Source organism: Martinezella dioscoreae, assembly GCF_009176305.1.
Lineage (GTDB): Bacteria > Pseudomonadota > Alphaproteobacteria > Rhizobiales > Rhizobiaceae > Rhizobium > Rhizobium dioscoreae.
The window spans coordinates 565,474-591,944 of the sequence record NZ_BLAJ01000001.1; the positions used below are offsets into that span (position 1 = coordinate 565,474).

General features: G+C 59.7%; 22 protein-coding genes. 13 read left to right on the forward strand and 9 right to left on the reverse strand.

All coding sequences use genetic code 11. From position 1 onward, the window contains the following. Positions 1-153: 153 nt before the first annotated feature. The 8 genes from chvE to GDN47_RS02790 all read left to right on the forward strand — a co-directional run bounded on the left by chvE (position 154) and on the right by GDN47_RS02790 (position 9,280). Positions 154-1,218, forward strand: coding sequence for a multiple monosaccharide ABC transporter substrate-binding protein (chvE, locus tag GDN47_RS02755; RefSeq protein WP_069612777.1), 1,065 nt, complete (start codon positions 154-156; stop codon positions 1,216-1,218). A gap of 105 nt (positions 1,219-1,323) precedes the next feature. Beyond that, positions 1,324-2,862 (forward strand): multiple monosaccharide ABC transporter ATP-binding protein, encoded by a 1,539-nt coding sequence (mmsA, locus tag GDN47_RS02760; RefSeq protein ID WP_113332148.1) that lies wholly within the window; start codon positions 1,324-1,326, stop codon positions 2,860-2,862. Beyond that, entirely contained in the window at positions 2,859-4,067 is a 1,209-nt protein-coding gene (gene mmsB / locus GDN47_RS02765; protein ID WP_113332149.1) for a multiple monosaccharide ABC transporter permease, read from the forward strand. Before mmsA ends, mmsB begins: the two co-directional genes overlap by 4 nt. A gap of 116 nt (positions 4,068-4,183) precedes the next feature. Continuing rightward, positions 4,184-5,182 carry an AraD1 family protein gene (araD1, locus tag GDN47_RS02770; protein ID WP_145632806.1) on the forward strand — a complete coding sequence of 333 codons (999 nt, stop codon included), beginning with the start codon at positions 4,184-4,186 and terminating at the stop codon, positions 5,180-5,182. Positions 5,183-5,248: 66 nt separating this feature from the next. Then, a complete protein-coding gene (locus GDN47_RS02775) occupies positions 5,249-6,682 on the forward strand; it encodes an aldehyde dehydrogenase family protein (RefSeq protein ID WP_145632261.1) in 1,434 nt (477 codons plus the stop codon). A 62-nt stretch (positions 6,683-6,744) separates the two neighbouring features. Beyond that, positions 6,745-8,490: an L-arabinonate dehydratase gene (gene araD, locus GDN47_RS02780; RefSeq protein ID WP_112340591.1), complete on the forward strand. Its 1,746-nt coding sequence runs from the start codon at positions 6,745-6,747 to the stop codon at positions 8,488-8,490. A gap of 137 nt (positions 8,491-8,627) precedes the next feature. After that, positions 8,628-8,873 carry a type II toxin-antitoxin system Phd/YefM family antitoxin gene (locus GDN47_RS02785; protein WP_113332151.1) on the forward strand — a complete coding sequence of 82 codons (246 nt, stop codon included), beginning with the start codon at positions 8,628-8,630 and terminating at the stop codon, positions 8,871-8,873. After that, positions 8,870-9,280 (forward strand): type II toxin-antitoxin system VapC family toxin, encoded by a 411-nt coding sequence (locus GDN47_RS02790; RefSeq protein ID WP_145632264.1) that lies wholly within the window; start codon positions 8,870-8,872, stop codon positions 9,278-9,280. The genes GDN47_RS02785 and GDN47_RS02790 overlap by 4 nt, the downstream gene beginning before the upstream one ends. Positions 9,281-9,289: 9 nt before the next feature. Here the strand turns inward: GDN47_RS02790 and GDN47_RS02795 are convergent, their stop codons facing one another. The 3 genes from GDN47_RS02795 to GDN47_RS02805 are packed head-to-tail and all read right to left on the reverse strand — an operon-like array spanning position 9,290 to position 12,484. Next, positions 9,290-10,114: a transglutaminase family protein gene (locus GDN47_RS02795; protein WP_145632267.1), complete on the reverse strand. Its 825-nt coding sequence runs from the start codon at positions 10,112-10,114 to the stop codon at positions 9,290-9,292. Positions 10,115-10,126: 12 nt separating this feature from the next. Further along, on the reverse strand, positions 10,127-11,068 hold the full coding sequence (locus tag GDN47_RS02800; RefSeq protein ID WP_113389007.1) for an alpha-E domain-containing protein: 942 nt from the start codon (positions 11,066-11,068) through the stop codon (positions 10,127-10,129). 6 nt (positions 11,069-11,074) lie between these two features. Further along, positions 11,075-12,484 carry a circularly permuted type 2 ATP-grasp protein gene (locus GDN47_RS02805; protein ID WP_113332154.1) on the reverse strand — a complete coding sequence of 470 codons (1,410 nt, stop codon included), beginning with the start codon at positions 12,482-12,484 and terminating at the stop codon, positions 11,075-11,077. A gap of 397 nt (positions 12,485-12,881) precedes the next feature. Here GDN47_RS02805 and GDN47_RS02810 point away from each other — a divergent pair, with 397 nt between their 5' ends. Further along, positions 12,882-13,775, forward strand: coding sequence for a DMT family transporter (locus GDN47_RS02810; RefSeq protein WP_113351784.1), 894 nt, complete (start codon positions 12,882-12,884; stop codon positions 13,773-13,775). A gap of 3 nt (positions 13,776-13,778) precedes the next feature. On the opposite strand, the gene GDN47_RS02815 is transcribed toward GDN47_RS02810, so the two are convergent. Beyond that, complete coding sequence (locus GDN47_RS02815; protein WP_113351785.1) at positions 13,779-14,687, reverse strand: DMT family transporter; 909 nt, start codon at positions 14,685-14,687, stop codon at positions 13,779-13,781. 209 nt (positions 14,688-14,896) lie between these two features. On the opposite strand from GDN47_RS02815, the gene GDN47_RS02820 reads away from it, so the two are divergent. Next, positions 14,897-15,439, forward strand: a complete 543-nt coding sequence (locus GDN47_RS02820; RefSeq protein ID WP_113351786.1) for a GNAT family N-acetyltransferase — start codon at positions 14,897-14,899, stop codon at positions 15,437-15,439. A gap of 37 nt (positions 15,440-15,476) precedes the next feature. Here the strand turns inward: GDN47_RS02820 and GDN47_RS02825 are convergent, their stop codons facing one another. The 3 genes from GDN47_RS02825 to GDN47_RS02835 form a co-directional block, all read right to left on the reverse strand. Beyond that, positions 15,477-17,141 carry a DEAD/DEAH box helicase gene (locus tag GDN47_RS02825; protein ID WP_113351787.1) on the reverse strand — a complete coding sequence of 555 codons (1,665 nt, stop codon included), beginning with the start codon at positions 17,139-17,141 and terminating at the stop codon, positions 15,477-15,479. Positions 17,142-17,516: 375 nt separating this feature from the next. Next, positions 17,517-17,831, reverse strand: a complete 315-nt coding sequence (locus GDN47_RS02830; RefSeq protein WP_113351788.1) for a hypothetical protein — start codon at positions 17,829-17,831, stop codon at positions 17,517-17,519. A 145-nt stretch (positions 17,832-17,976) separates the two neighbouring features. Further along, the gene (locus GDN47_RS02835; protein WP_113351789.1) at positions 17,977-19,563 is read right to left on the reverse strand and encodes a trimethylamine methyltransferase family protein; all 1,587 of its coding nucleotides are present in this window, start codon (positions 19,561-19,563) and stop codon (positions 17,977-17,979) included. A 216-nt stretch (positions 19,564-19,779) separates the two neighbouring features. Here GDN47_RS02835 and GDN47_RS02840 point away from each other — a divergent pair, with 216 nt between their 5' ends. Continuing rightward, a complete protein-coding gene (locus GDN47_RS02840) occupies positions 19,780-22,593 on the forward strand; it encodes a response regulator (protein ID WP_113351790.1) in 2,814 nt (937 codons plus the stop codon). A gap of 66 nt (positions 22,594-22,659) precedes the next feature. On the opposite strand, the gene GDN47_RS02845 is transcribed toward GDN47_RS02840, so the two are convergent. Continuing rightward, positions 22,660-23,487: an oxidoreductase gene (locus tag GDN47_RS02845; RefSeq protein WP_113351791.1), complete on the reverse strand. Its 828-nt coding sequence runs from the start codon at positions 23,485-23,487 to the stop codon at positions 22,660-22,662. An 83-nt stretch (positions 23,488-23,570) separates the two neighbouring features. Between GDN47_RS02845 and GDN47_RS02850 the strand changes: the two genes are divergently transcribed. Further along, a complete protein-coding gene (locus GDN47_RS02850; protein ID WP_113352028.1) occupies positions 23,571-24,500 on the forward strand; it encodes an AraC family transcriptional regulator in 930 nt (309 codons plus the stop codon). A gap of 43 nt (positions 24,501-24,543) precedes the next feature. Here the strand turns inward: GDN47_RS02850 and mnmC2 are convergent, their stop codons facing one another. Beyond that, the gene (gene mnmC2, locus GDN47_RS02855) at positions 24,544-25,278 is read right to left on the reverse strand and encodes a tRNA (5-methylaminomethyl-2-thiouridine)(34)-methyltransferase MnmC2 (RefSeq protein WP_113351792.1); all 735 of its coding nucleotides are present in this window, start codon (positions 25,276-25,278) and stop codon (positions 24,544-24,546) included. Here mnmC2 and GDN47_RS02860 point away from each other — a divergent pair. Beyond that, positions 25,277-26,461: an NAD(P)/FAD-dependent oxidoreductase gene (locus GDN47_RS02860; RefSeq protein ID WP_113351793.1), complete on the forward strand. Its 1,185-nt coding sequence runs from the start codon at positions 25,277-25,279 to the stop codon at positions 26,459-26,461. The two genes, mnmC2 and GDN47_RS02860, sit on opposite strands and share 2 nt — an antisense overlap. Positions 26,462-26,471 lie beyond the last annotated feature (10 nt).

The window sequence follows — 26,471 nt, forward strand, 5'->3', positions numbered from 1 at the left end:
TTGTGCGCTGGGTACAGCTCATAAACCGTGAGAGCGTGGAGGAGACCTACTTCGTTTCTCACAATTAGAAGTAAATCATTCCTTCTACGGAACCTGCCGCAGTTTCGGGCGGGCATTTTTTGTCCGCCGCATTTATCAACAAGGGAGAGAGTAATGAAATCCATTATCTCATTGATGGCCGGCGCTGCGTTCGGCGTCGCTACGCTGGTGGTACCTGCCTTCGCGGCGGACAAGGGCACGGTAGGCATCGCCATGCCGACCAAGGCTTCGGCTCGCTGGATCGATGACGGCAACAACATCGTCAAGCAGCTCCAGGCTGCCGGTTACGGCACCGACCTGCAGTATGGCGACGACGACATTCCGAACCAGCTCTCGCAGATCGAGAACATGGTCACCAAGGGCGACAAGGTCCTCGTCATCGCTTCGATCGACGGCACCACGCTGTCCGACGTTCTGCAGAAGGCTCACGATGCCGGCATCAAGGTCATCGCCTATGACCGTCTGATCCGCAACAGCCCGAATGTCGACTATTATGCGACCTTCGACAACTTCAAGGTCGGCGTCCTGCAGGCAAACTCGATCGTCGACGCTCTCGGCCTCAAGGATGGCAAGGGTCCGTTCAACATCGAGCTGTTCGGCGGTTCTCCGGACGACAACAACGCCTTCTTCTTCTATGACGGCGCTATGTCGGTCCTGAAGCCGTACATCGACAGCGGCAAGCTGGTCGTAAAGTCCGGCCAGATGGGTATGGACAAGGTCGGTACGCTGCGTTGGGACCCGGCAACGGCCCAGGCCCGTATGGACAACCTGCTGTCGGCTTACTACACCGACGCTCATGTCGATGCCGTCCTGTCTCCGTATGACGGTCTCTCGATCGGTATCCTCTCCGCGCTCAAGGGCGTCGGCTACGGTTCCGGCGGCGTGAAGCTGCCGATCGTTACCGGTCAGGACTCCGAAATCCCGTCGGTCAAGTCGATCATTGCCGGCGAACAGCATTCGACGATCTTCAAGGATACCCGTGACCTTGCCAAGGTTACCGTCAACATGGTCAACGCCCTGATGGAAGGCAAGACGCCTGAAGTCAACGACACCAAGACCTACGACAATGGTGTCAAGGTTGTTCCGTCCTACCTGCTGACCCCGGTCGCAGTCGACAAGACCAACTACGAGAAGGTCCTCGTTGAGGGCGGCTACTACAAGGCTGACCAGCTGAAGTAATTTTTCAATAGACCGGTCAGGGCTCGCTGAAAGGCGGGCCCTGGCTTTCATATTTAAGACGATCGCGCGGTCTGCTATGTTCAGTCGCGGCGTTGGATTTGGACAATGGACAATACCATTCTCGAAATGCGGAACATCACCAAGTCGTTCCCCGGTGTGAACGCCTTGGAAAATGTCAATCTGAAAGTCCGTCAGGGCGAGATCCATGCCTTAGTTGGCGAAAACGGAGCCGGCAAATCCACCCTGATGAAGGTGCTTTCAGGCGTTTATCCGGCCGGCACCTATGAAGGCGACATCTACTACGATGGCGGGGTCCGCCAATTCAAGACGATCAGGGATTCCGAAGACATCGGCATCATCATCATCCATCAGGAGCTGGCGCTCGTTCCGCTTCTGTCGATCGCCGAGAACATTTTCCTGGGCAATGAGGTCGTCGCCAATGGCATGATCAATTGGCAGGAGACTTTCAGCCGGACCAAACAGCTTCTTTCCAAAGTGGGCCTCAAGGAATCTCCGAACACGCTCGTGACCGACATCGGCGTCGGCAAGCAGCAGCTCGTCGAGATCGCCAAGGCCCTGTCGAAGAGCGTCAAGCTGCTCATTCTCGACGAGCCGACGGCATCGCTGAACGAAAACGATTCCGATGCGCTCCTCAATCTCCTCATGGAGTTCCGCAAGCAAGGCATCACCTCGATCATCATCACGCACAAGCTCAACGAAGTGCGCAAGGTGGCCGACCAGATCACTGTGTTGCGCGACGGCATGACGGTGAAGGCGCTGGACTGTCACGAAGAAGAGATCAGCGAAGACATCATCATTCGCAACATGGTGGGGCGCGAGCTTGCCGACCGCTATCCGCCGCGTTCGGTGCCGATCGGCGAAACGATCTTCGAAGTGAAGAACTGGAATGCCTTCCACCAGCAGCATCGCGATCGCCAGGTTCTGCACAATATCAACATCAATGTGCGCAAGGGCGAAGTGGTCGGCATTGCCGGCCTGATGGGCGCGGGCCGTACCGAATTCGCCATGAGCGTCTTCGGCAAGTCCTATGGCCACAAGATCAGCGGCGAAGTCTTCCTGGACGGCAAGCTGGTCGACACCAGCACGGTGCGCAAGGCGATCGATGCCGGTCTTGCCTATGTGACCGAAGACCGCAAGCAGCTCGGCCTGGTTCTGACCAACAGCATCCTGCACAACACGACGCTTGCCAATCTGCTTGGCGTTTCCAAGGCGACCGTCATTGACGACGTGCGCGAGCTGCAGGTGGCGACGAACTATCGCTCCAAGCTGCGTATCCGTTCGGCCGGCGTCTTCCAGGAAGCGGGCAACCTCTCCGGCGGCAACCAGCAGAAAGTGGTGCTGTCGAAATGGCTGTTCTCGGACCCGGACGTCCTGATCCTCGATGAGCCCACACGCGGCATCGACGTCGGCGCCAAATACGAAATCTATTCCATCATCAACCAGCTTGCCGCCGACGGAAAGGGTGTTCTGATGATTTCATCGGAAATGCCCGAGCTTCTCGGTACCTGCGACCGCATCTACGTCATGAACGAGGGTCGAATTGTTGCCGAACTGCCGAAGGCAGAGGCAAGCCAGGAGAGTATCATGCGCGCTATTATGCGCTCAGGGGAGAAGCATCAATGAGTTCGGCCAACCCAGCCACGGAAAGCAGCCACGTCGTTTCAATCGGCGACCATATCCGCAACAACATCCGCGAATACGGCATGTTGATCGCGCTCGTCGTCATCATGCTGCTGTTTCAGTACTTGACGAACGGCGTTCTCTTCAGGCCGCAGAACCTGACCAACATCGTCCTGCAGAATTCGTTCATCGTCATCATGGCGCTCGGCATGCTGTTGGTTATCGTGGCCGGCCATATCGACCTTTCGGTCGGTTCCGTCGTCGGCTTCGTCGGGGCGGTTGCGGGCGTTCTGGTCGTGCAGATGCATATGAATCTTGCGCTCGCGACGGTCATTTGTCTGCTGATGGGGGCTGCGGTCGGCGCCTGGCATGGGTATTTCATTGCCTACCACCGCATTCCATCATTCATCGTGACGCTGTCAGGCATGCTGGTTTTCCGTGGCCTGACCTACACGATCATCAACACAACCGGTAACGGCAGCAGCATCGGTCCGTTCCCGCCGGCATTCCAGATCGTTGCGACGGGCTTCATTCCGGATTTCGCCGATATGGGCGGTATCCACTCGACATCGATCTTACTGACCGTCGCCATCCCGATCGTCATGTTCCTGCTGTCATGGCGGCGCCGTACCGTTAACGAGAAGCACGGTATCGATGTCGAGCCGTTCAGCTTCTTCCTTGCCCAGAATCTGGTGGTTGCCGCTGCGACCATCTTCATCGGCTATCAGATCTCTTCCTACAGAGGCTTGCCGAACGTTCTGGTTCTCATGCTGCTTTTGATCGCGCTCTACAGCTTCGCAACACAGCGCACGACGATCGGCCGCCGCATCTATGCCATGGGCGGCAATGAAAAGGCGACGAAGCTCTCGGGTATCGATACCCGCCGCCTGACCTTCTACACCTTCATCAACATGGGCATCCTGGCGAGCATCGCCGGCATCATCATCGCGACACGTCTGAATTCGGCAACCGCAAAGGGCGGTGACGGTCTCGAGCTTGACGTCATCGCGGCCTGCTTCATCGGCGGCGCTTCGGCCTCCGGCGGCGTCGGCAAGGTAACGGGTGCGGTCATCGGTGCCTTGATCATGGGTGTCTTGAACCAGGGCATGTCGATCCTCGGCTACCAGACGGACTCGCAGAAGATGATCAAGGGTGCGGTCCTGCTCGCTGCCGTGTTCATCGACGTCTACAACAAGAACAAGGGTTGATCGTTTAGCGATCAACCCAGCTTTTAAAACCAAATCCATGACAGAGTCCGGCTCTCGCTGAGAGCCGGAACGGTAGAACGCATCCGATCTCTGTCTGTTAGGAAAGGATGAAAGACATGCTCATCTCGCAGATCAATGGTTCGAACGGCGAGATCGTCGTTGCGGTCCGCAATGGGCCGGGCGAAGCTGCCAAGGCCGTCGTCAATGGCGGCAGCGTCTACAAGCTTGCAATGGAGGCCGCCGATAGCGGCAAGTCGTTGGCATCGGTGATCGAGGCACATGGTCTCGGTGAGGCGATCGATCTCGAAAAAGCCTATGCAGAGGGCCGTTTCCTGCCGCCGATCACGCATCCGGATGCTGCTCATCTGCACCTGACCGGCACCGGTCTGACGCATCTCGGTTCTGCCGCGACACGTGATTCCATGCACAAGAAGACGACGGAAGCCGCTGAGGAGACGCTGACCGACTCCATGAAGATGTTCAAGATGGGCATCGAGGGCGGCAAGCCGAAGGCAGGCGAGAAGGGCGTGCAGCCCGAGTGGTTCTACAAGGGCAATGGCTATGGCGCTGCGGCCCCGGGTGCGGCACTTGTATCTCCATCCTTCGCGCTCGATGGTGGCGAGGAGCCGGAAATGGCCGGCGTCTATGTCATCTCCAAGGACGGCACGCCGTTCCGCATCGGATTTGCCCTGTCGAACGAATTTTCCGATCACGTCACCGAGCGGATCAACTATCTCTATCTCGCCCATTCCAAGCTGCGTCCGGCAAGTTTCGGCCCGGAAATCCGCATCGGAGTGGCGCCGGAAGATATTCGCGGCACGTCCCGCATCAAGCGCGGCGACAAGGTGATTTTCGAGAAGCCTTTCCTCTCCGGCGAGGCGAACATGTCGCATACCTTCGCGAACCTTGAATATCACCACTTCAAATACGGCATTTTCCGCGTTCCGGGCGACGTGCATGTGCACATGTTCGGCACGGCTACGCTTTCCTTTGCGGAAGGCATCAAGCCGGAAGTCGGCGATGTCTTCGAAATCGAAGTTGGCGAGTTCGGCCTGCCGCTGCGCAATCCGCTGGCGATCGATGCCGAGGAGAATGTGGCTGTTCGCCAGTTGTAATGCATCGAGCCCGGCTGCAAGGGATCGGCCGGGCGTCTTCAATACGATCCAGGAAGGCATGACGCCATGACCATTCATCAGAACTTGATCGCCGGGGAGTGGACGGGGACGAACGGCACCGAGAACATCAACCCGTCGGATACGAACGAGATCGTCGGCCTCTATGCGAGCGCAAGCGCGCAGGACGTCACGGATGCGATCGCTGCTGCGAAGGCTGCTTTTCCGGCCTGGTCGCGCTCCGGCATTCTAGAGCGCCACACGATCCTGAAGAAGGCCGGCGAGGAGATCCTGGCGCGCAAGGACGAACTCGGCGCGCTGCTTGCTCGCGAAGAAGGCAAGACGTTGCCCGAGGCGATCGGCGAAACGATCCGCGCCGCCCAGATCTTCGAATTCTTTGCCGGCGAGGCGTTGCGCCTGGCAGGCGAGGTGCTTCCTTCGGTGCGTCCGAACATCGGCGTCGAGATCACGCGCGAGCCGCTCGGCGTCATCGGCGTCATCACGCCCTGGAACTTCCCGATCGCTATTCCCGCCTGGAAGATCGCGCCGGCGCTCTGCTACGGCAACACCATCGTCTTCAAGCCAGCCGATCTGGTGCCCGGCTGCTCCTGGGCGATCGTTGATATCCTGAACCGCGCCGGTCTGCCGAAGGGTGTGCTGAACCTCGTTATGGGCAAGGGTTCGGTCGTCGGCCAGGCGATGCTCGACAGCCCGCTTCTTTCGGGCATCACCTTCACCGGCTCGGTCGGCACCGGCAAGCGCGTGGCATTGTCTTCTGTCGAGCATGGCCGCAAGTATCAGCTCGAAATGGGCGGCAAGAACCCGATGGTGGTGCTTGACGATGCCGATCTGACGGTTGCCGTCGAGGCGGCCGCCAATTCTGCCTTCTTCTCGACCGGCCAGCGCTGCACGGCTTCGTCGCGTCTCATCGTCACCGAAGGCATTCACGACAGGTTCGTGGCGGCGCTGACGGAGAAGCTGAAGACGCTCAACGTCGACAATGCCATGAAGTCGGGCACGCATATCGGCCCGGTCGTCGATGCCAAGCAGCTGAAGACGGATACGGACTATATTGAGATCGGTAAACAGGAAGGCGCCAAGCTTGCCTTCGGCGGCGAGCTCGTCAGCCGCGACACGCCCGGCTTCTATCTGCAGCCGACGCTCTTCACGGAAGCGACGAACCAGATGCGCATCAGCCGCGAAGAGATTTTCGGGCCGGTCGCTTCCGTCATCCGGGTGAAGGATTACGAAGAGGCGCTGGCCACGGCCAACGACACGCCGTTCGGCCTGTCCTCGGGCATTGCCACGACAAGCCTGAAGCATGCGACGCATTTCAAGCGCAATGCGGAAGCGGGCATGGTGATGGTCAACCTGCCGACGGCGGGCGTCGATTTCCACGTGCCGTTCGGAGGCCGCAAGGGCTCGTCCTTCGGCCCGCGCGAGCAGGGAAAATATGCCGCCGAATTCTTCACCACCGTCAAGACGGCTTACACGCTCGCCTGATCATCGATTTTAAAGCCCAGGCGCGAACGAGGCTGTCTGGGCGACGCAAAGGGTACTGAGACATGAAAAAGAAAGCTGAATGGCCGCGCAAGCTGCGCTCTTACGACTGGTTTGGCGGCACCGGCAAAAATGCGATCATGCATCGCTCCTGGATGAAGAACCAGGGCCTGCCGGCCGATACATTCGACGGTCGTCCGATCATCGGCATCTGTAACACCTGGTCGGAGCTGACGCCCTGCAACGCACATCTGCGCGATCTCGCAGAGCGCGTGAAGCGTGGCGTCTACGAAGCGGGCGGCTTCCCCGTCGAATTCCCGGTTTTCTCCGTTGGCGAAAGCACGCTGCGCCCGACGGCGATGATGTTCCGCAACCTGGCGGCCATGGACGTGGAAGAAGCGATCCGTGGTAATCCGGTCGATGGTGTGGTGCTGCTCGGCGGCTGCGACAAGACCACGCCGAGCCTGTTGATGGGGGCTGCCTCCGTCGACATCCCGGTGATCCTCGTTTCCGGTGGCCCGATGCTGAACGGCAAGTGGCGCGGCAAGGATGTCGGTTCCGGCACGGCGATCTGGCAATTCTCCGAAATGGTGAAATCCGGCGAGATGTCGCTGGATGAATTCATGGATGCGGAGCAGGGCATGGCCCGTTCGGCCGGTAGCTGCATGACCATGGGTACGGCCTCGACCATGGCATCGATGGCCGAAGCGCTCGGCATGACGCTGCCCGGCAATGCCGCCATCCCTGCGGTCGATGCGCGTCGCCGCGTCATCTCGCAGCTTTCTGGTCGTCGTATCGTCGACATGGTCAAGGAAGACCTGAAACCATCAGACATTCTGACCAAGGAAGCTTTCGAAAACGCCATCCGTGTCAATGGCGCCGTCGGCGGTTCGACCAATGCCGTTCTGCATCTTTTGGCGCTTGCCGGCCGCGTTGGCGTCGATCTGTCGCTGGATGATTGGGATCGTCTCGGCCGCGAAGTGCCGACGATCGTCAACCTGCAGCCGTCGGGCAAGCACCTGATGGAAGAGTTCTACTATGCCGGCGGTCTGCCCGTCGTCATCAAGGCGGTTGGCGAGATGGGCCTGCTTCACAAGGATGCCATCACGGTCACGGGCGATACGATCTGGGCCGGCGTCAAGGATGTGGTCAACTACAATGACGACGTCATCGTCCCGAAGGAAAAGGCGCTGACGCAGTCGGGCGGTATCGCCGTTCTGCGCGGCAATCTTGCGCCGAAGGGTGCTGTCCTGAAGCCGTCGGCTGCATCGCCGCATCTGATGCAGCACAAGGGTCGCGCTGTCGTCTTCGAAAGCATCGAGGACTATCACGCCCGTATCAACCGCGATGATCTCGATATCGACGAGAACTGTATCATGGTGCTGAAGTATTGCGGCCCGAAGGGTTATCCGGGCATGGCCGAAGTCGGTAACATGGGCCTGCCGCCGAAAGTGCTGAAGAAGGGCATCACCGACATGATCCGCATTTCCGATGCGCGCATGTCCGGTACGGCCTACGGCACCGTCATCCTGCACACCGCGCCGGAAGCTGCCGACGGCGGCCCGCTGGCGCTGGTGCAGAACGGCGACATCATCGCCGTTGACGTTCCCGCCCGCACCATCCAGCTCGAAGTATCGGATGAGGAGCTGGCCAAGCGCCGCGCTGCATGGGTTTCTCCGGTCAAGCCGCTCACCGGCGGTTACGGCGGTCTCTATGTCAAGTCGGTCATGCAGGCAGACACCGGCGCCGACCTCGACTTCCTCGTAGGCCCGCGCGGCTCGGAAATCCCGAACAATCGCGATAGCCATTAAAGGCTTATCTTCTGGAATTGGAAAAAGGGGCGGGACGAGGGTTCGGCCCCTTTTTCGTTACTGGGACTTCGAGGCGGCATTGACTATTTTGCAAGAAATGACCATGTTTTATGTACATCTGTACGGGAATAGTGTCCATGTCTGTCAAATCTGTCGGTGCAGCCGAATTCAAGGCAAAATGTCTTCATCTGATCGATCAAATGGGCGATGATGGAGAGCCTATTATCATTACGAAGCGTGGAAAGCCGGTCGCTCTGCTGACTCCTGCGTCGGAGAAAACAGATCGCCCCAGCATTATCGGCGCGATGAAGGGTACTGTTCTCCACTATGACGATCCGTTCCTGCCCGCTATCGATGCTGAAGAATGGGACGCGACGCGTTGATCGTCATCGATACGCATATTCTGATCTGGGCTATGCACGACGATTCTAGGCTGAGTGCTCGGGCTCGTAAGCTTATCGATGAAACGACGGCGCGCAGTCGCATTTTGGTCTCCGCGATCACTCCTTGGGAAGTCGCCATGCTTGCAGAGAAAGGGCGCATCGCACTTGGTGATGACGTTGGCCGTTGGCTCGCCACGGCACTGGCTTTGCCTGGTTTGGAGCTAGCTCCCATAGAGCCACAGATCGCGGTGGACAGCGTTCGGCTGCCGGGTGAATTCCATGCCGATCCGGCAGACCGAATTATCGTGGCGACAGCACGCTTTCACCGTATTCCGCTGCTGACAGCCGATGATGCAATCCTTCGCTATGGCGGCAAAGGCCATGTCGAGGTTTTTTCGGCAGGATGAATTTGCCTATCAGTTCTGGCTTTGGCTCTGACTTTGCCCCTGGCTCGCGACCGTCACCTTGACCATAAGGGTTTCGCCCGGCGTGCCGATGCGCATGCCCGAGACAGGTGCCGCATCCCGATAGCATAGGCCGGTCGCGATGCGGACATAACGGGCATCGGGGCAGACGTTGTTGGCCGGGTCGAAGCCGACCCAGCCGAGGCCGGGAACGTGTGCTTCGGCCCAGGCATGCGTCGCAGCCTGCTCGTTCTTGCCTTCCATCATCAGATAGCCGGAGACGTAACGGGCAGGGATCTGCAACGCACGGGCGCCAGCCAGGAAGATATGGGCGTGGTCCTGGCAGACGCCGCTCTTTGCCTCCAGTGCCTGCTCCGCCGTTGTCTCCGTATTGCTGGTGCCCGGCTTGTATTCCACGGTCTCGTGGATCGCTTTCATCAGCGCATGCATCTTACCGAGCTCGTTGTCGCCTGAAACGCTACGCAACAGCTCCCTCGTCAGCTTGCCTGCCTTGGTGCGTGGTGATTCCCGCAGAAAGAGCCAGAGGGGGCTGAAGCCCACATGTGGGCCAATCACGCCGTTCAGATCCTGTGTCTCGACTTCGCCTGAGGCAATGATCTTCGTTGCGTCCTGCTGCCCATCGAGCGACACCAGCGTGGCGCGATTGCCGAACTGGTCGTCGTATTCCACCTCGGGCTTGGCGCCCTCAACCGAGAGCTTCCAGTCGATGACCGTCTGTCCCACGCCGGTCAGTGGCGTCAAGTGCAGCCGCTGCAGCGAGAATTGCGCCGGCTCGTCGTAGCGATATTCCGTGATATGGCTGATCGTCAGTCTCATGATACCGCCCGCCTATTCGTAGAACCGGTAGCCGTCGGAGATTTCGGCGCCCAACTGATTGTTGCGTGCGACGAAATCCTCGAGGAACTCATGCAGGCCCTGATCCATGATGCGCTTGATCGTCAGCTTTTGCAGCGACTTGCGGATGGCTTCCGCGGTATCGTGCGCCGGCAGCTTTTTTTCATATTCGGCGCTGAGATAGCCGATATTGCTGACGATCTTCTCATAGCAATAGGCGAGCGAACGCGGCATCTGCCCATTGAGGATCAGGAAGTCGGCAATGTTCGCCGGCTTGTATTCCGGATCATAGGCCCATTTATAGGCCCGGTGCGCGGAGACTGATCTCAGGATCGATTCCCATTGCGCGTTGTCGAGCGAGGAGCCGACATGCGAGACCGACGGCAGCAGGACGTAATATTTAACGTCGAGAATACGAGCCGTATTGTCCGCCCGCTCGATGAAAGTGCCAATGCGGGCGAAGTTATAAAGCTCGTTGCGCAGCATCGAGCCGTGGAAGGCGCCGCGGATGAGGCCCGCTCGCTGCTTGATGACGTCGATCGTCTCAGGCAGCTCGGCCGTCTTCAGCTTCTTGCCGAGCAGCGACTTCAGCTCGATCCAGCATTCGTTGGTCGCCTCCCACGTGTCGCGGGTCAGCGCCGTGCGCACCATGCGGGCATTGTTGCGGCCATATTCGATGCAGGACATGACGCTCGACGGATTGGAGCGGTCGCGCATCAGATAATCGATCGCGTCGGCGCCGGTCAGTTTGTTATGCACCTCATCGTAGGCTTCGCGCACGCCGGCGCTTTGCAGGACTCCGTCCCAGTCGTCATCGACGGCGTCGCTGCGGGTCAGCGACATGCGCTGGCCGGCGTCGACAAGGCGGGCTATGTTTTCGGCGCGCTCGATGTAACGGAACATCCAGTAGAGGCCATTCGCGGTTCTTCCCAGCATGTCCGATCAGTCCTCCAGAACCCAGGTATCTTTGGTGCCGCCGCCCTGGCTGGAATTGACCACCAGCGAGCCTTCCTTCAGCGCCACGCGGGTCAGCCCGCCGGGGATGATCCGCACCTTGTCGGAGACGAGGACGTAGGGCCGCAGATCGACGTGCCGCGGCGCAATACCCTTGTTGACGAGGATAGGCACGGTCGAGAGCGAAAGGGTTGGCTGCGCGATGTAGTTGTTCGGCTTGCTCTTGAGCTTTTCGGCAAAGGCCGCCCGCTCCTTTTTCGTGGCCGTCGGCCCCACAAGCATGCCGTAGCCGCCAGAACCGTGGACTTCCTTGACTACGAGATCGGCGAGGTTATCGAGCACATATTGCAAGCTGCTGGGTTCCGAACAGCGCCAGGTCGGCACGTTTTCGAGGATCGGCTTGCGGCCGGTATAGAATTCGACGATCTCAGGCATGTAGGAATAGATCGCCTTGTCGTCGGATATGCCGGTGCCGGGTGCGTTGGCGATGGTGATGTTGCCGGCGCGGTAGACATCCATGATGCCGGGAATGCCGAGTGCGGAATCCGGGCGGAAGGTGAGGGGATCGAGGAAATCGTCGTCGACGCGGCGGTAGAGCACGTCGATCGCCTCATAGCCGCGCGTCGTACGCATCTTCACCTTGCCGTCGATGACGCGCAGATCCGAGCCTTCCACCAGTTCCACGCCCATCATGTCGGCCAGGAAAGAATGTTCGTAATAGGCCGAGTTGTAGATGCCGGGCGTGAGCACTGCGACGCGCGGCTTGCCAGTGCAGCCGGGAGGCGCGAGCGATGCCAGGCTCTGGCGCAGCAGCAGTGGATAGTCCTCGACGCGCTGCACCTTGTTCTGGTGAAACAGCTCGGGGAACATCTGCATCATCGTTTCGCGGTTTTCCAGCATGTAGCTGACGCCGGAAGGGGTGCGGGCATTATCCTCGAGCACATAGAACTGGTCTTCGCCGGTGCGCACGATATCGGTGCCGACGATATGGGTGTAGACGCCGCCCGGCGGGCGGAAGCCGATCATTTCAGGCAGGAAGGCGTCGTTCTTCTCGATCAGTTCGCGCGGGATGCGGCCGGCGCGGATGATTTCCTGCTTGTGGTAGATGTCGTCGAGGAAGGCGTTGAGGGCGACGACCCGTTGTTCGATGCCCTGGGCGAGCTTGCGCCATTCGCGGCCTGATATGATGCGGGGGATGATGTCGAACGGGATGAGCTTTTCGGAGGAGTCTGCGTGTCCGTAGACCGCGAAGGTAATGCCCGTCTTTCGGAAGATGGTTTCCGCATCGCGGGATTTGGCAATGAGGTGGCCTCTGTCCTGGCCTGAGTACCACTCGAAGTATTTCTCGTAAGGCGCGCGCGGACTTTCATCCGCAGTAATCATTTCATCAAATGCCAAAGGTGCGGTCCCCGTGTTTTTACCCATTTGAATACAACGGTTTTTACAATGCAAGAACTATGCGCAGTTGCCATCGCGAATTTCTGAATGTCGGAAAATGCCGGATTTACAGGCATTTAAGAGTAACAGGGTTGTTACCTGCCAGCTCTTGTCGCAATCTGCGGATCAAAATTTGAGCATCTGCTTCTTTTGCGGACTGAGTGCCTGGGTGATGGCTGAGATTTCTGAAACCATGGCGGTGGTTGGCCGGACGTGAAGAAAAATTGATCGCTGTTTTCAGCAGATCGATTTTGACCGCACAGCCGCTATCGGCTATCAGCCTTCAACCCCTCCGCGCGACACCCCGAGTCGACCAGGATTCCGGATCCCAAGCGCCACATATATCGGTCCGATTCCCATGTCCCTCGATAGGCTTGCGCCCGCGATTTTTGTCCTTCTCTGGTCCACCGGCTGGATCGTCGCCAAATATGCTTCGCTGCATGCGGGTCCCTTTACCTTCCTGATGATTCGCTACAGCCTTTCGGCGCTTGCTTTCGTGCTGCTCTGTTCGATCGTCCGCGCCCGATGGCCACGCGACTGGACGAGCGTGTTTCGGGCTGTCTATTCAGGGATTTTCCTGCACGGCATCTATCTCGCGGGCCTTTGGTGGGCGATTGCCGAGGGCGTGCCGGCCGGCATTTCCGGCATCATTGCGGCACTGCAGCCGCTGATGACCGCCATGGCCGCACCGCTTCTTGTCGGCGAGCGGCTGCGGCCGATCCAGAAGGTCGGTCTGCTTCTCGGTTTCCTCGGCATTGCAATCGCGATCTCGCCCAAACTCCTGGCGACGGATACGGCCAACCTCTGGCAATCGGCGGTGCCGCTTGTTGTCAATCTGCTGGCTATGGTCTCGGTGACTTATGGCACGCTCTATCAGAAGCGGCACCTTCAGACAGGCGACCTCAGAACCATTGCGACCTTGCAATATGTCGGCGCGCTGATCGTGACCGTTCCCTTGACCTTCATCTTCGAAGATTTGCACTTTGACGGCACGCAGACAGCGATTTTGTCGCTGCTCTGGTCGGTCTTCGGCCTGTCCATGGGCGCCGTCGGCCTGCTGCTCTATCTCATCCGCCGCGGGCAGGTGTCGCGCGCCGCATCGCTGATCTACCTGATGCCGCCGGCCGTCGCCATCGAGGCCGCTATCGCATTCGGCGAGCCGCTGACGCTGCCGATTATCGTCGGCACGGTGATTGTGGTGATCGGTGTCTACCTCACCAATCGGCGTCAGGCGGAAGTCGTGCCGGAATAGGCTCTACGACTTCTTCAGGGCATCGCTCCGTTGCCGCCATCGTAAGAGCCTGCCATCGACAACTACCAGGCTGGAGACGATCAGAGCCAATCCGAGGAATTCGTAAGGTTCCAGACGTTCTCCAAGGAATGCGGCGCTCAAGATGATCGCGCTCGCCGGCACGAGCAGCGTCACCAGCGACGCATTTGTCGCCCCGGCGGAGGCGATGAGATTGAAATAGAGAATGAAGGCGAAGGCAGTCGTTACGATTGCAAGAGTCCCAATGGCCAGCCAGATCGAGATATTCGTACTTATGATTTCGCCCGGATCGTAGAGAAGAAGGACGATCGGTATCATAACGATGGTGGAGGCGGTCAACTGGCCGGCGGCAACAACGACCGGCTTGATATCCCGAAATCGCTTCGCGAAAACGGCCGCGAATGCATAGGAAATTGCCGCTCCGATGACCGCAAGCTTTGCCCATGTCGGTCCGCCCAAATTGGCGAAGAGCCCTGGACCGATCATAATGGCAGCGCCGCCAATCCCCAGAGCCACGCCGGCGAGCTTGCTGGCGGAGAGCTTTTCGTCAGCCGTCAGCAGATTTGCGACCAGGACTGTCCAGAGGGGCGTTGTCGCGTAGAGCACCGAGGCAAGGCCTGCTCCGATCTCCGTTTGGCCGCTGAATATCAGAGAAAACGGGATGACGTTGTTGAGCAGTGCGAGACCCAGGAACGAAGCTGATCTGGCAATAGCGGGAGCAAAGGAAATGTTACGCAGGCGCAACCAGACATGCAGAACAAGCGCGGCAATCGAAACCCGATAGAGCACCAGCGCCAGCGGCGGGATTTCTGCCACCGCTATACGGGCAAAGAAAAATGATCCGCCCCACAACGCGCCGAGAAGCAGGAGCTGCCCCCAGTCGTTTGCCGACATCGGCCGCGTTGCCGTCTTTCGCAATGCACCGCCTCCCAATCCTCCAAACATGCTCTAGACTATGCCGGGAAGCGTCTGCAGGCAGGAAACAGTCATCCAAACATTGTTCGCCAAGAGAAATGAGAAAGCCGGGTTGCTTCGAAGTTTCGAATTTACTCTCATGACTGCGTCCGAAGTCTTCATGCAGGCCGTCAACGGAGGAACTATTGATGGCGATTGAGATTCGGCCTGCTGTCGACGGCGATTTGTCGGGCATTGCCCGTGTCGTGGTCGATGTCTGGAGGGCGACTTTTGCCGGGCTGTTGCCGGAGGATTTCCTAAAGGGCATGTCCTATAGACATCAGGAGCAGCGCCATCGCCGCTATCTTGGTCATGCCGGCATTGCTTATTACGTGGCGGAAGACGAGAAAGGCGAGGTTGTCGGATTTGCGAGCGGAGGGTCAAGCCGGCATTCGGGCTTCCCGCAGGAAGCTGAAGTTTACGCGCTTTATCTTCTGCCTCGCTATCAGCGCCGCAAGATCGGTTCGGCTCTCTTTACTAAAGTGGCGCGAGCTCTCAAAGATATGGAACATAAAGGATTGCTGGCGTTGGCATTGGAGAACAATCCAAACAGGGGTTTCTACGAGCGCCTGCGCGGTCGATCAGTGGCGACGGGGTCGCTTACATTCGGCGAAACTGCAATCGGTCAGATCGCATATGTTTGGGATGATCTCCCGGCTTTAATCGAAAGCCTGCAAAGCCAGGCGGAATAACCAAAGAAAAAGGGGCCAATCGGCCCCCTTAACTCCATCAGGCACGCTCGCGGCGCTGGCCGCTATTGCCGCGGCGGCGCATGCGGCCGTTGCCGCCATTGCGTTGTTCGCCCTGGGCGCCACGCTCTTCGTTGTGGCGACCTGCGGGGCGGCCGTGGGAATGGCGCTGGCCGCGATGGGCGCCGCCCTCATGCGCGGCACCGTTGCCATTGGACTGGCCATTGTGCTGCTGCTTGCGAGCGGGACGGAAATCCGAGGTGGAGGCGAGGTCGTTGTCGGGTTCCGGGCGTGGCGTCGGTTCGTTGCGGCGCTGGCCACGGAAATCGGCGTTGCGATTGTTTTCGCGATGCGGGCGATCGTCGCGCGGGCGGCGTTCCTGGCGCTCGCCAGCCTCACCACGAGCCTCGCCGTTTTCCTTGTCGAAGAACGGACGGCGGGCCGGACGTTGCGGGCGGCCTTCGCCGCGCTCGCGTCCCTGGCCATTCTGGCCTCTGCCCTGGCCGCCATTGCCGTGATTACCATTACCCTGGCCGCCACGGCCCTTGCCGCGAACGGGACGGCCGCGATCGGCCGGAGCTTCGCCGCTCGCAACGGCGATCTCGATACCCATCAGGCGCTCGATGTCACGCAACAGGCGGATTTCGTCGGGCGAGCAGAAGGCGATAGCGATGCCATCGCGGCCGGCGCGCGCGGTGCGGCCGATGCGGTGGACGTAAGCATCCGGCACTTCCGGCAGGTCGTAATTATAGACATGCGAAACGCCGGGAATGTCGATACCGCGTGCGGCGACGTCAGTTGCGACGAGAACGCGGACGTCGCCATCACGGAAGCCCTTCAGAGCGCGCTCGCGCTGGCCCTGGCTCTTGTTGCCATGAATGGAGGCGGCGGCATAGCCGACATGGTCGAGATGCTTCGTCAGTTTCTCGGCACCGTGCTTGGTACGCAGGAAGACGATCGAACGGCCATCCGGGTTGGCGTTCAGCGTTTCCTTGAGGATTTCGGTCTTGTGGTTCTGGCCGGCGACGAAATGCACATACTGTTCCACCTTGTCGGCAGCCTTACCGGGCGGGGTGACTTCCACCTTGACCGGATTGGTCAGGTAATCGGAAGCGAGGTCGGCAATCGCCTTCGGCATGGTCGCCGAGAAGAGCAGGGTCTGGCGCTTGGCCGGGACGAGCTTGGCGATCTTGCGGAGATCGTGGATGAAGCCGAGATCGAGCATCTGGTCGGCTTCGTCGAGGACGAGGTGCGTGACGTGGCCGAGCGAGATGGCACGGCGGTTGATGAGGTCGAGCAGGCGGCCTGGCGTCGCGACGAGAATGTCGGTGCCGCGCTCCAGCTGAAGCTGCTGCTTGTTGATCGAAACACCGCCGACGACGATGTTGATGCGCAGCGGCGTCTTGCGCACGAAGAGCTTCAGATTGTCGGCGATCTGGTTCACCAGCTCGCGGGTGGGGGCAAGGATCAGGGTGCGCGTCGTGCGGTTATCCGGGCGCTTGCCTTCCTTGGTCAGCATTTCGATGATCGGCAGGCCGAATGCGGCCGTCTTGCCGGTGCCGGTCTGGGCGAGGCCGATAAGATCGCGGCCCTGGAGAACGAGTGGGATCGCCTGTGCCTGGATCGGCGTCGGCGTAGCGAAGTTGTTCTGCGACAGCGTATCTACGATCTGCTTGGAGAGACCAAGCGAGTGAAAATCGGTCAATTCAATACCTTTCGGGGCGCCACAGAAAATAGGCCGGGTCGCACCATGCGGTCCGGTCTGTCTCTGGCGTCAAGAACCCCGCGTGAAGTGGGAACTTGTAAGTTGGAAATAGCTTTCCCAGCGCATTGGCCGCAGCGCTTGGCGCGGCCTCATTCATAAAAGCGCTTTTATCCTTCTCTTGCGTACAGATTGTCCCGCAGGGCACGCTCACGCGGCGGCCGGAAGGTGAAAGCTGAGGCGCATTTGGTCTTAAACGCGCGGAATGTCAAGAGGTGTAGGCGAAAGCTTTTCATCGCGCATACAAAAATGCCGCCGAAATCCGGCGGCATCCCAAATCTGACAAGGGCGCATGCGCTCAATCAGCGATTGCTGATCCTAGCGGCAGACCTCGACACGATAGGGCCGACCCCACCCGTCGTGGCGCCACGCCCAATAGCAGCTGGGATAGGGGCGCACATAGACGCGCTCGTAGACCGGGCCGTCATAGTAGGCCGGATAGGCCGGATAATAAGTCGGATAGGCGGGTCGCGCAGCCCCGGCTACCAAGGCGCCGCCGACGACACCCGCGGCAAGACCGCCGAAGAAGGCGCCGCGGTCGGAGGCGCTGGCTGTGGTGGTGGTTACGGCGGCGGCGCTACCAAGCGTCAGCGCGATCAAACCGGCCGTCGTTAATGTGCGAAGCACAGACATTGACATCCCTTTCCAAAAACAAAGGCCTCCCAGCCGAAGCCGAGCTTGAAGTTGCTTGGAAAAGGGGGCGAAGTCGCGGCCAAAAAGGGGGTCGCGGCATTAAATTTCGTTCATGATTTGAGGCGTAAAAGCCCTTTGTTTTCAGCTAGAAATCGGTGGGAACACCACCTTCTTGCTTGCGTCTCGCAACAAAGGCGTCGAGCTCTTCCTCGATTGCCGGATCGAGTGGCGGCCGTTCGTAGCGTGCGAGGGTTTCCTTATAGATACGGTTGGCGTGATCGTAAGTCGTGGGCCTCCCGGCTTCCGTCCAGGTTTCATTGTTTCGCCAGTCGGACAGGATCGGCGAATAGAAGGCGGTTTCGTAGCGGGCGAGCGTGTGCGCCGTGCCGAAATAATGGCCGCCAGGGCCAACGTCGCGTACGGCATCCAGCGCCAGGGCATCGGCGCTGACATCAAGCGGCTTGAGGAATTCCGCGACCATCTGCAGCATGTCGACATCCAGGATGAATTTCTCGAAGGAGGCGGTTAGCCCGCCTTCGCTCCAGCCGGCTGCATGCAGGACGAAATTGCCGCCGCCCTGGGTCAGCGCCCAGAGCGACAGCGCTGATTCGTAGGCTGCCTGCGCATCGAGCGTATTGGAAGCGTTCGTGTTGGAGGTGCGGTAGGGGATGCCGTATCGGCGAGCGAGTTGGCCGCCCGCGATGACCGCCTTCATATATTCCGGCGTGCCGAAGGCGGGGGCACCCGTCTTCATGTCGACATTCGAGGTGAAACCGCCATACATGACCGGCGCGCCCTTGCGCACCATCTGGGTAAAGGCGAGGCCGCAGAGCGCTTCCGCATTTTGCTGCACCAGCGCGCCGGCGATCGTCACCGGCGCCATGGCACCTGCCAGCGTGAACGGTGTGACCACGACTACCTGGCCGCGCGAGGACATTTCGATGATCCCCTGCAGCATCGGTCCGTCGAGGCGCAGCGGCGAGGAGGAGTTGATGATGGTGAAGAGTGAGGGCTCGCGCTCCATCTGCTCCATGCTGATGCCGCGGCCGATACGGGCGATTTCGATCGCGTCGAGATTGCGCTGCTTGCCGAGCGAATAGCAATGGAAGGCTTTGTCGGTGAGCTTCACGATGTCGGAAAGGCAATCGAGATGGCGCACCGAGGCATGGATGTCGATGGGTTCGACCGGATAGCCGCCGGTCATATGGATGACGTCGAATGACTGCGCAAGCTTGATAAGCTTGCGGAAGTCCTCCTGGTTGCCGGCTCTCCTGCCGCCATCGCGGTCGGCGACGAAGGGGGCGGAGGCAACCTGTGCGAAGACAAGATTGCGGCCGCCGATCTCGACGTTTCTAAGGGGATTGCGGGCATGCAGCGTGAAGTTCGAGGGGATCGAAGCGATCAGCTCCATGATCATGTTGCGATCGAAGCGGACGCGTTCCTTGCCCGGCGTGACGTCCGCGCCGGCAGCCTTCATGCGCTCGCGCGCTTCCGGCAGGATGATATCCATGCCGATCTCTTCGAGGATGGTCAGCGATGCCTCATGAATATCGTCAAGCGCTTCAGGCGACAGGAGTTCCGTGTGCGCGAGATTGTTGACGAGGTTGAGATATTTCGTGCCGCTCGGCTTGCGGCTGCGTTCGGCGCCACGCCCTCCGGCCCGCCGCCGCCGTTCGCCCGTCGCCGTTGCGATCTGCGCTTCGTTCAAGGTCAGGCTTTCTTCATCGCTCATGGCGCTCGCTCCCAATGATCCGTTGACGGATTCTTGGCAGAGTTTCCCTCGATGTGCCGCCGTCGTTTGCGACCAAGGCATGACCGTTATAGAACAGTGCATGGTCTGAACGCGACGTCGGCGCGATGGTTAAACATGGTTAACGCCTTGTTAAAGGCATTCATGTTAGAGCGTCGTTTCATGAACTATCATGCGCGGTGAAAAGAGAGGCTCCGTTTGACCTTGGACGGTGAACTGCTCGACATAGCGTGCCGTCGGATCGCCAGTCTGGACCGGCCCGCCTACATCAAGAACAGCGAGCTTCGTTACGTCGCCGTCAATGATGCCTATGCGCGGTTTTTCGGGCGCGATATTTCCGATTTCATAAGCAATCGCAGTCACGATCTTCTCGATGCGAGCGAGAGCGCCGACAGAGAAGACAGGGAGCGCCGTGCGCTGGTCTTCGGCTCCGAAGAAGTGGCGCTGTGCTTCGATGGATCGGGTCGTGAGCGCTCGCGCATCCAGATCGAAAGTTTTTCCCCTGCGGAAGACCGCCTCTATATTTTCGGTGTATTTCTGGAAGCGCCTGCCAGGGGACTGCATCAGGATCTCGACAATATTCTTCGCTCGATGCCGATCGGTGTCTTGATCCACGACAGCGACTACGTCGTCGAATACGTGAATGATGCCTTCTACGACATTTTCGAATTCTCGAAGGATGAGCGCTTCGAAGGCCGCCCCTATCGGGATCTCATCGCCAAACATTACGAACTCGCGCGCTTCGACACCGACGGCCGCAGTATCGACGACATTTATCAGGCGCGCCTGGCAGCACTGCGCAAGGCAGGCGAGCATCTGCAGACGGAAGTGAATTTTGCCGACGGCAAATCCGTTATCATCGATGCGCGCCGCATTGCCAACGGGCGGACGCTGATGTCCTACACGGATATTTCCGCCGTCAAGCAGCAATTCCGCGAGATCACCGAGGCCCGGCTGGCGCTGGAACGCCTCGGCGAGCTGATGGCCGATGCTATGCAAGCCATGTCCCAAGGCCTGCTGATCGTTCAAGACGGTACGATCATGCTGGCCAACGACCGGCTGAAGGATATGCTGAAGCTGCCGCCCGAACTCCTCGAGGTCGGTAAAAACTGGTCTGCGGCGTTCGATTATTGTGCGCAACGCGGAGACTTCGGCGAGGACGCCGAGGCTATGCGGGCATCTTGGGGAGAAAACGTCGCTGCCGGCAAGCCGATCTCTTGTGTGTTCCAGATTGAAGGCGATCGCTGGATGCAGCTCGAAGCCGCGCTCGGCGAGCATCGCCGCTGGACGGTGGTGCTGACCGACGTTACCGAGATGAAGGAGCGCGAGGCGGATTTGCAGCTGCTCCTGGCGCGCAGCAATGCCGCGGATCGGGCGAAATCCGAATTTCTCACTCATATGAGCCATGAAATCCGCACGCCGATGAATGGCGTTCTAGGTATGGCGGAACTGCTTGGCAAGACCGATCTCGATGCGCGCCAGAAGACCTTCGTCGACATCATCGTCAAATCGGGCAACGCGCTGCTGACCATCATCAACGACATCCTCGATTTTTCCCGCATCGATACCGGCGAGATGCATCTGCGCAAGATGGCATTCGATCCCGCCGAGGCCGTCGAGGATATCGCGACCCTGTTGGCTGCCGCCGCATCGGAAAAGAATATCGAGCTGATGGTGCGTATCGCTCCCGGCGTGCCGGCGGCGATCCTCGGCGATGCCGGTCGTTTTCGGCAGATCGTGACCAATCTCGTCGGCAATGCGATCAAGTTCACCGAGCGTGGTCATGTGCTGGTCGAACTGGATAGCCAGCCGGCACCGGGCGACGCCATATTGCTTGTCCTCCGTATCGAAGATACAGGCATCGGCATTCCCGAAGAAAAGCTCGATACGATCTTCGACAAATTCTCGCTGGCGGATTCGTCCTTTGCGCGGCGGCTCGAGGGATCGGGCCTTGGTCTTACGATTACTGCCGGTCTTGTCGATCTTTTCGGCGGTTCGCTGTCGGTGGAGAGCGAATGGGGCAAGGGATCGGTCTTCACGGTCCATCTGCCGATGCCGCTGGTTGCCGCTCGGGGCAAAATCGCGGAGCTGCCGGCCAATGTCAGGGATGCCCGCGTCCTGATCGTGGAAGACGACGCGATCCATCGGCGCATCTTGACCGAACAGCTGGCGCAATGGGGTTTTGACGGGCATGTCGCCGAGGATGGCAGGACCGCGCTCACTATTCTGGATGCTGCCTTCGATATGGGCGTATCGGTCGATGCTGTTATCGTCGATTACAGCATGCCCGGCATGAATGGCTATCAGGTTGCGACCGCCGTGCGCGCCGATCCGCGTTTCGACACGCTGCCGATCGTGTTCCTGACGTCGATGGGTGTCGCCGGTTGCGACAGGGAATTCGCCGCCGTCAACGGCCAGGCGCATCTGATGAAGCCTGTGCGCGCCAATGTGCTGCGCAGTACGATCATCGATGTCGTGCGTGCATCGCGGCGGAAAAAGCTGGGTGAGCGATTGGCCTCCGTTGAACGTCGGCTGCCGATAGAGATGGAAGCCGCAGCCGCGATCGAGGCCACGGACGGGATGACGTCGGCCAAATCAGGCAATGCCATCGACGTCCTCGTGGCGGAGGACAACGAGGTGAACCAGATCGTCTTCACGCAGATCCTGCAGGCGACCGGCCTGCGGTTTCTCGTCGTGGAGAACGGCCAGGCTGCCGTGGACGCATGGCGCCAGCTGCGGCCGTCGTTGATTCTCATGGATGTGTCCATGCCGGTCATGAATGGTCATCAGGCGACCCGCATGATCCGGCAGTTCGAGACACAGGCCGGGCATGGATGGCATGTGCCCATCGTCGGGGTGACGGCGCAGGCACTGGATGTCGATCGCATCATGTGCATGCAGTCTGGCATGGATGATTGCATGTCCAAGCCGATCAGCCCCGAACTTCTCGAGACGAAGATCCGGCGCTATCTTGGCGATACCGCTCTCATGGCCGATCGCTCGAACAACTAGGGTTCGGATCCAGACTTGCTCGCAGGGCTGGATGGCGGCTTCCCGCCATCGCAACCGTCGCGGCCATCAGCCATCGGTGGAAACGGTAACGGCTTTCCAGGCTTCGATCTCCTGTTTGAGGCGCTCAATCCTATCCGACACAAGTGCAAGGGCATCGCTGCCGAGCAGGAGCTGCGGCGGAGGGGCGTCGGATTCGATCAGGTCCAGGACGGCTGTGGCGAGCTTGTCGGGATCGCCGAGCTGCTTGCCGCTTTTGGATTGCCGCGCCTGCCGGATCGGATCGAACAGCGTGTCATAATCCGCGATTGATCGTTCGGTCCGGACCATCGAGCGTCCGGCCCAGTCTGTCCGGAAGGAGCCGGGGCAGAGGGCAGTGACCCGAACGCCGAAAGGCGCCATCTCTGCTCGCATAACTTCCGAGATGCCCTGAAGCGCAAATTTGCTTCCGCAATAATAGGCGATGCCGGGCATGGTGATCATGCCGCCCATGGAGGTGACGTTGACGATGAAGCCGCGGCGCCTTTCGCGGAAGCGCGGCAGGAAGGCCTTGGCGACCGCAACTGCGCCGAAGACATTCACGTCGAACTGGCGGCGCATTTCTTCAAGAGGCGACTCTTCAAGAATTCCCTCGTGACCGTAGCCGGCATTGTTGATCAGCACGTCGATTGGTCCATGGTCTTCTTCCGCCTGTCGAACAACGTCGCCTATGCGGTCAAATTCCGTCACGTCGCATAGGATGGGCTGCACTGCCGGCAAGCGTTCTGTCAGGGCCGTCCGCGATTGTTCCGAGCGGATGGTGCCGATAACCTTGTGGCCGTTCCGGATCGCGGCGGCTGCGATTGCGAAACCGAAGCCGGAATTCGCTCCGGTGATAAAGAAGGTCTTCTGTGACATGATGGATGTTCTCTTCTTGATTGGTCGATGCTCATGACTGATAATCTTCCAAACTGTTGTCTGCGATCGCGAAAACTATGAACATCTTGCCAAATCCTATGAATACGAAGAGCCAATGGTCGAAGCGTCGGGAATTGGTGGAGCTGGCAGGTCTTCTTGCTCCCAGCCCGGGATACAATCCAACCGCACTTGCCGGTGTTCGGATTCTCAGGACTGAGGCGGTCCTTCACGATGTCCCGGTGCTCTACAAGCCGGGTGCGGTATTCGTCCTGCAAGGCCGAAAGCAGGGTGTGCTGGAAGGCGAGGTCTACCTCTACGATGAGGAGCATTATCTGGCTGTGTCGGTGCCCGTTCCGTTTCGGATGGAGTCGTCAGCCAGCGCAGAACGCCCCTTGCTTGCTGTCTATGTCGAGTTCGACATGCTTCTGGCTGCTGAGATCGCCTCGGACCTAGGGACGAGGCGATCCGTAACAACGATGGGCAAAGTGAGAAGCCTGATATCGAGCAGGATGGAGCCGATGATCGAGGATGTCGTGCTGCGCCTGCTGCGGGCATTGCGTGATCCCATCGAGCTTGCGGTTCTGGGAGCAGGCATACTGCGCGAGCTGCACTACCGAGTTCTCGTCGGCCCGCAGGGCGGAGCGATGATCTCGGCGCTTCAGCAGCAGGGTATTTCCGGTAAGATCGTGCGAAGCCTGGCCCGATTGCGTGAAACCTACAATTCCGAGATTTCGGTTGCCGCGCTGGCGCGTGAGGTGGGGATGAGCGTTCCCTCCTATCACGTCCATTTCAAAGCCCTGACGGGAAGCAGTCCGATACAATATGTGAAGGCAATGCGGCTCCACGAGGCGCGGTTGATGATCGCGCGTCAAAGTGGGACGATTGCGGAGGTGGCGGCATCGGTCGGCTATGCCAGTGCTGCGCAGTTCAGCCGGGATTTCAAACGGCACTTCCGGCGGACGGCCTCCGAAGAGGCCAAGTGGGTTCGCCAGCATCTTGGCGAACTCATCTGAGCCCTCGATATGGTTGCTGCCTGACTCGGCATCGGCCCCGGCCTCAGGCGGGCTTGATGCCGCAGAGCATTTCGCGCTTGCCGGCGAAGCCCTTGCGCCGTTCCACGATAAATCCGGCCGCCTGTAGGTTTCGCCTCACGAAGCCGGCAGCCGCATAGGTGGCGAAGGTGCCGTTCGGAACCGTCTTGTCATGAAGCGCCTGCATCAATTCCGGCGACCACATGTCGGCATTGCGCGAGGGTGCGAAACCGTCGAGATACCAGGCATCAAAACCCGGTTCGGCACGGCTGACGCCTTCGAGAGCTGGGGCGCAGACGACGCTGAGGCGCGTATTTGCATCTAGCCGCAGCGACACGACCTCCTGTGGGTGGTCCGGCCACGCTGCGGCAAGCGCCTGGCGCTCCCCATCGATTTCCGGCCAGTGCGAAAGCGCGCGGTCGATCTCCTCCGCTCTCATGGGATAGAGTTCGAAGGATATGAAGTGCAGGTTCGAACCGGGGATGGCCTGCTGCCGCCATTGGCGCCAGGTCTCACAGAAGTTCAAGCCAGTGCCGAAGCCGAGTTCGCCGACGCGGAAGTCCTGTCGTCCCTGCCAGCGGTCGGGAAGGCCATTGCCGGCCAGGAAGACATGGCCACATTCCAATCTGCCGTCGGTCTGGCAATAAAAATGGTCGCCAAATGCGGTCGAATAGGGCATATCGCCGTCGCGCCATTCGAGCTCCGGGCTTGCCGCATTGGTTTCGGACGCCTTGGTCCGATCGGAAACGGGATCTGTCATGGAAAAAGCCGATAATCCTCCAAGACCTGCCGGTCAATCGTCCGTCGATCTGCTGATCGTCGGTGGCGGGATCATGGGGTTATGGGCCGCCGTTCATGCCGAGCGTCTTGGTATCCGGACATTGCTTGTCGAAGCTGGCCGTTTAGGGCAGGGGGCAAGCGGCGGTCTGCTTGGCGCGCTGATGCCGCACATGCCGGACAAATGGTCCGAGAAGAAACAGTTTCAGTTCGATGCGCTTGTCGTGCTGGAAGAGGAAATTGCAACCCTGGAAGCGGAGACCGGCCTTTCAGCCGGTTATCGCCGCGCCGGTCGCTTGATCCCGCTGCCGAAGCCGCATTTGAGGCAGATCGCGCTGGGTCATTCCCAGGATGCGGAGGTGCATTGGCACCATGGGGAGCGCCGGTTTCACTGGAATGTGCTGGATGACGCACCCGTCGAAGACTGGATCGAACCTTCAGCCGGCGAAAGCGGCTTTGTCCACGATACACTGGCGGCCCGCGTCGCGCCGCGCGCGTTTCTGGAGGTCCTGCGGAGGTTCCTTACAGCTGCACGACATGTTCGGCTTTGCGAGGGCGTTACCGTCGAGAGTATCGATCCAGGGCGGGGCCTTGCGCGTTCAAGCGATGGCGACATTCGCTTCGGTCGCTGTATCCTTTCTGCCGGTTACTGCTCGTTTCCGATCCTTGATGAATTGACGGAAGGACGCAAAGCCTCACTCGGTCAACCGGTCAAGGGACAGGCGGCCATGCTGAAAGCCGATGTTGACGGCGGCTTGCCCGTCATCTTCCGCGACGGGCTCTATATCGTTCCGCATGAGAATGGATTGGTCGCGGTCGGCAGCACGAGCGAGAACCGATTTGACGATCCTTTATCGACGGATGGGCAGCTCGACGATCTGCTTGCAGCGGCGCGTGCCATGGCGCCGGTGCTCGCCGCCGCGCAAGTCGTCGAGCGTTGGGCGGGCTTGCGCCCGAAGGCCGTGGATCGTGATCCGATGGTGGGTGCCCATCCAGATCACCCTGCGTTGATTGCGCTCACAGGCGGCTTTAAGGTGAGCTTCGGGCTGGCGCATAGGCTGGCGGAGGCGGCGGTACGTGAGGCGGTGGGCGCGCCCGGTCGCTTCAACTTGCCGCAGAGTTTCACTTTAGCGAGTCATATTTCAGTCATATCACATAAAACGTGAATTCACGCCT

Bases quoted from the DNA above. Each gene is read 5' to 3' on its own strand.
- GDN47_RS02860 (WP_113351793.1), top strand. From the start codon at position 25,277: ATGGAAAAAGCCGATAATCCTCCAAGACCTGCCGGTCAATCGTCCGTC.
- GDN47_RS02775 (WP_145632261.1), top strand. From the start codon at position 5,249: ATGACCATTCATCAGAACTTGATCGCCGGGGAGTGGACGGGGACGAAC.
- araD1 (WP_145632806.1), top strand. From the start codon at position 4,184: ATGCTCATCTCGCAGATCAATGGTTCGAACGGCGAGATCGTCGTTGCG.
- GDN47_RS02810 (WP_113351784.1), top strand. From the start codon at position 12,882: ATGTCCCTCGATAGGCTTGCGCCCGCGATTTTTGTCCTTCTCTGGTCC.
- mmsA (WP_113332148.1), top strand. From the start codon at position 1,324: ATGGACAATACCATTCTCGAAATGCGGAACATCACCAAGTCGTTCCCC.
- chvE (WP_069612777.1), top strand. From the start codon at position 154: ATGAAATCCATTATCTCATTGATGGCCGGCGCTGCGTTCGGCGTCGCT.
- mnmC2 (WP_113351792.1), bottom strand. From the start codon at position 25,278: ATGACAGATCCCGTTTCCGATCGGACCAAGGCGTCCGAAACCAATGCG.
- GDN47_RS02815 (WP_113351785.1), bottom strand. From the start codon at position 14,687: ATGTCGGCAAACGACTGGGGGCAGCTCCTGCTTCTCGGCGCGTTGTGG.
- araD (WP_112340591.1), top strand. From the start codon at position 6,745: ATGAAAAAGAAAGCTGAATGGCCGCGCAAGCTGCGCTCTTACGACTGG.
- GDN47_RS02795 (WP_145632267.1), bottom strand. From the start codon at position 10,114: ATGAGACTGACGATCAGCCATATCACGGAATATCGCTACGACGAGCCG.
- GDN47_RS02785 (WP_113332151.1), top strand. From the start codon at position 8,628: ATGTCTGTCAAATCTGTCGGTGCAGCCGAATTCAAGGCAAAATGTCTT.
- GDN47_RS02800 (WP_113389007.1), bottom strand. From the start codon at position 11,068: ATGCTGGGAAGAACCGCGAATGGCCTCTACTGGATGTTCCGTTACATC.
- GDN47_RS02845 (WP_113351791.1), bottom strand. From the start codon at position 23,487: ATGTCACAGAAGACCTTCTTTATCACCGGAGCGAATTCCGGCTTCGGT.
- GDN47_RS02830 (WP_113351788.1), bottom strand. From the start codon at position 17,831: ATGTCTGTGCTTCGCACATTAACGACGGCCGGTTTGATCGCGCTGACG.
- mmsB (WP_113332149.1), top strand. From the start codon at position 2,859: ATGAGTTCGGCCAACCCAGCCACGGAAAGCAGCCACGTCGTTTCAATC.
- GDN47_RS02820 (WP_113351786.1), top strand. From the start codon at position 14,897: ATGGCGATTGAGATTCGGCCTGCTGTCGACGGCGATTTGTCGGGCATT.
- GDN47_RS02835 (WP_113351789.1), bottom strand. From the start codon at position 19,563: ATGAGCGATGAAGAAAGCCTGACCTTGAACGAAGCGCAGATCGCAACG.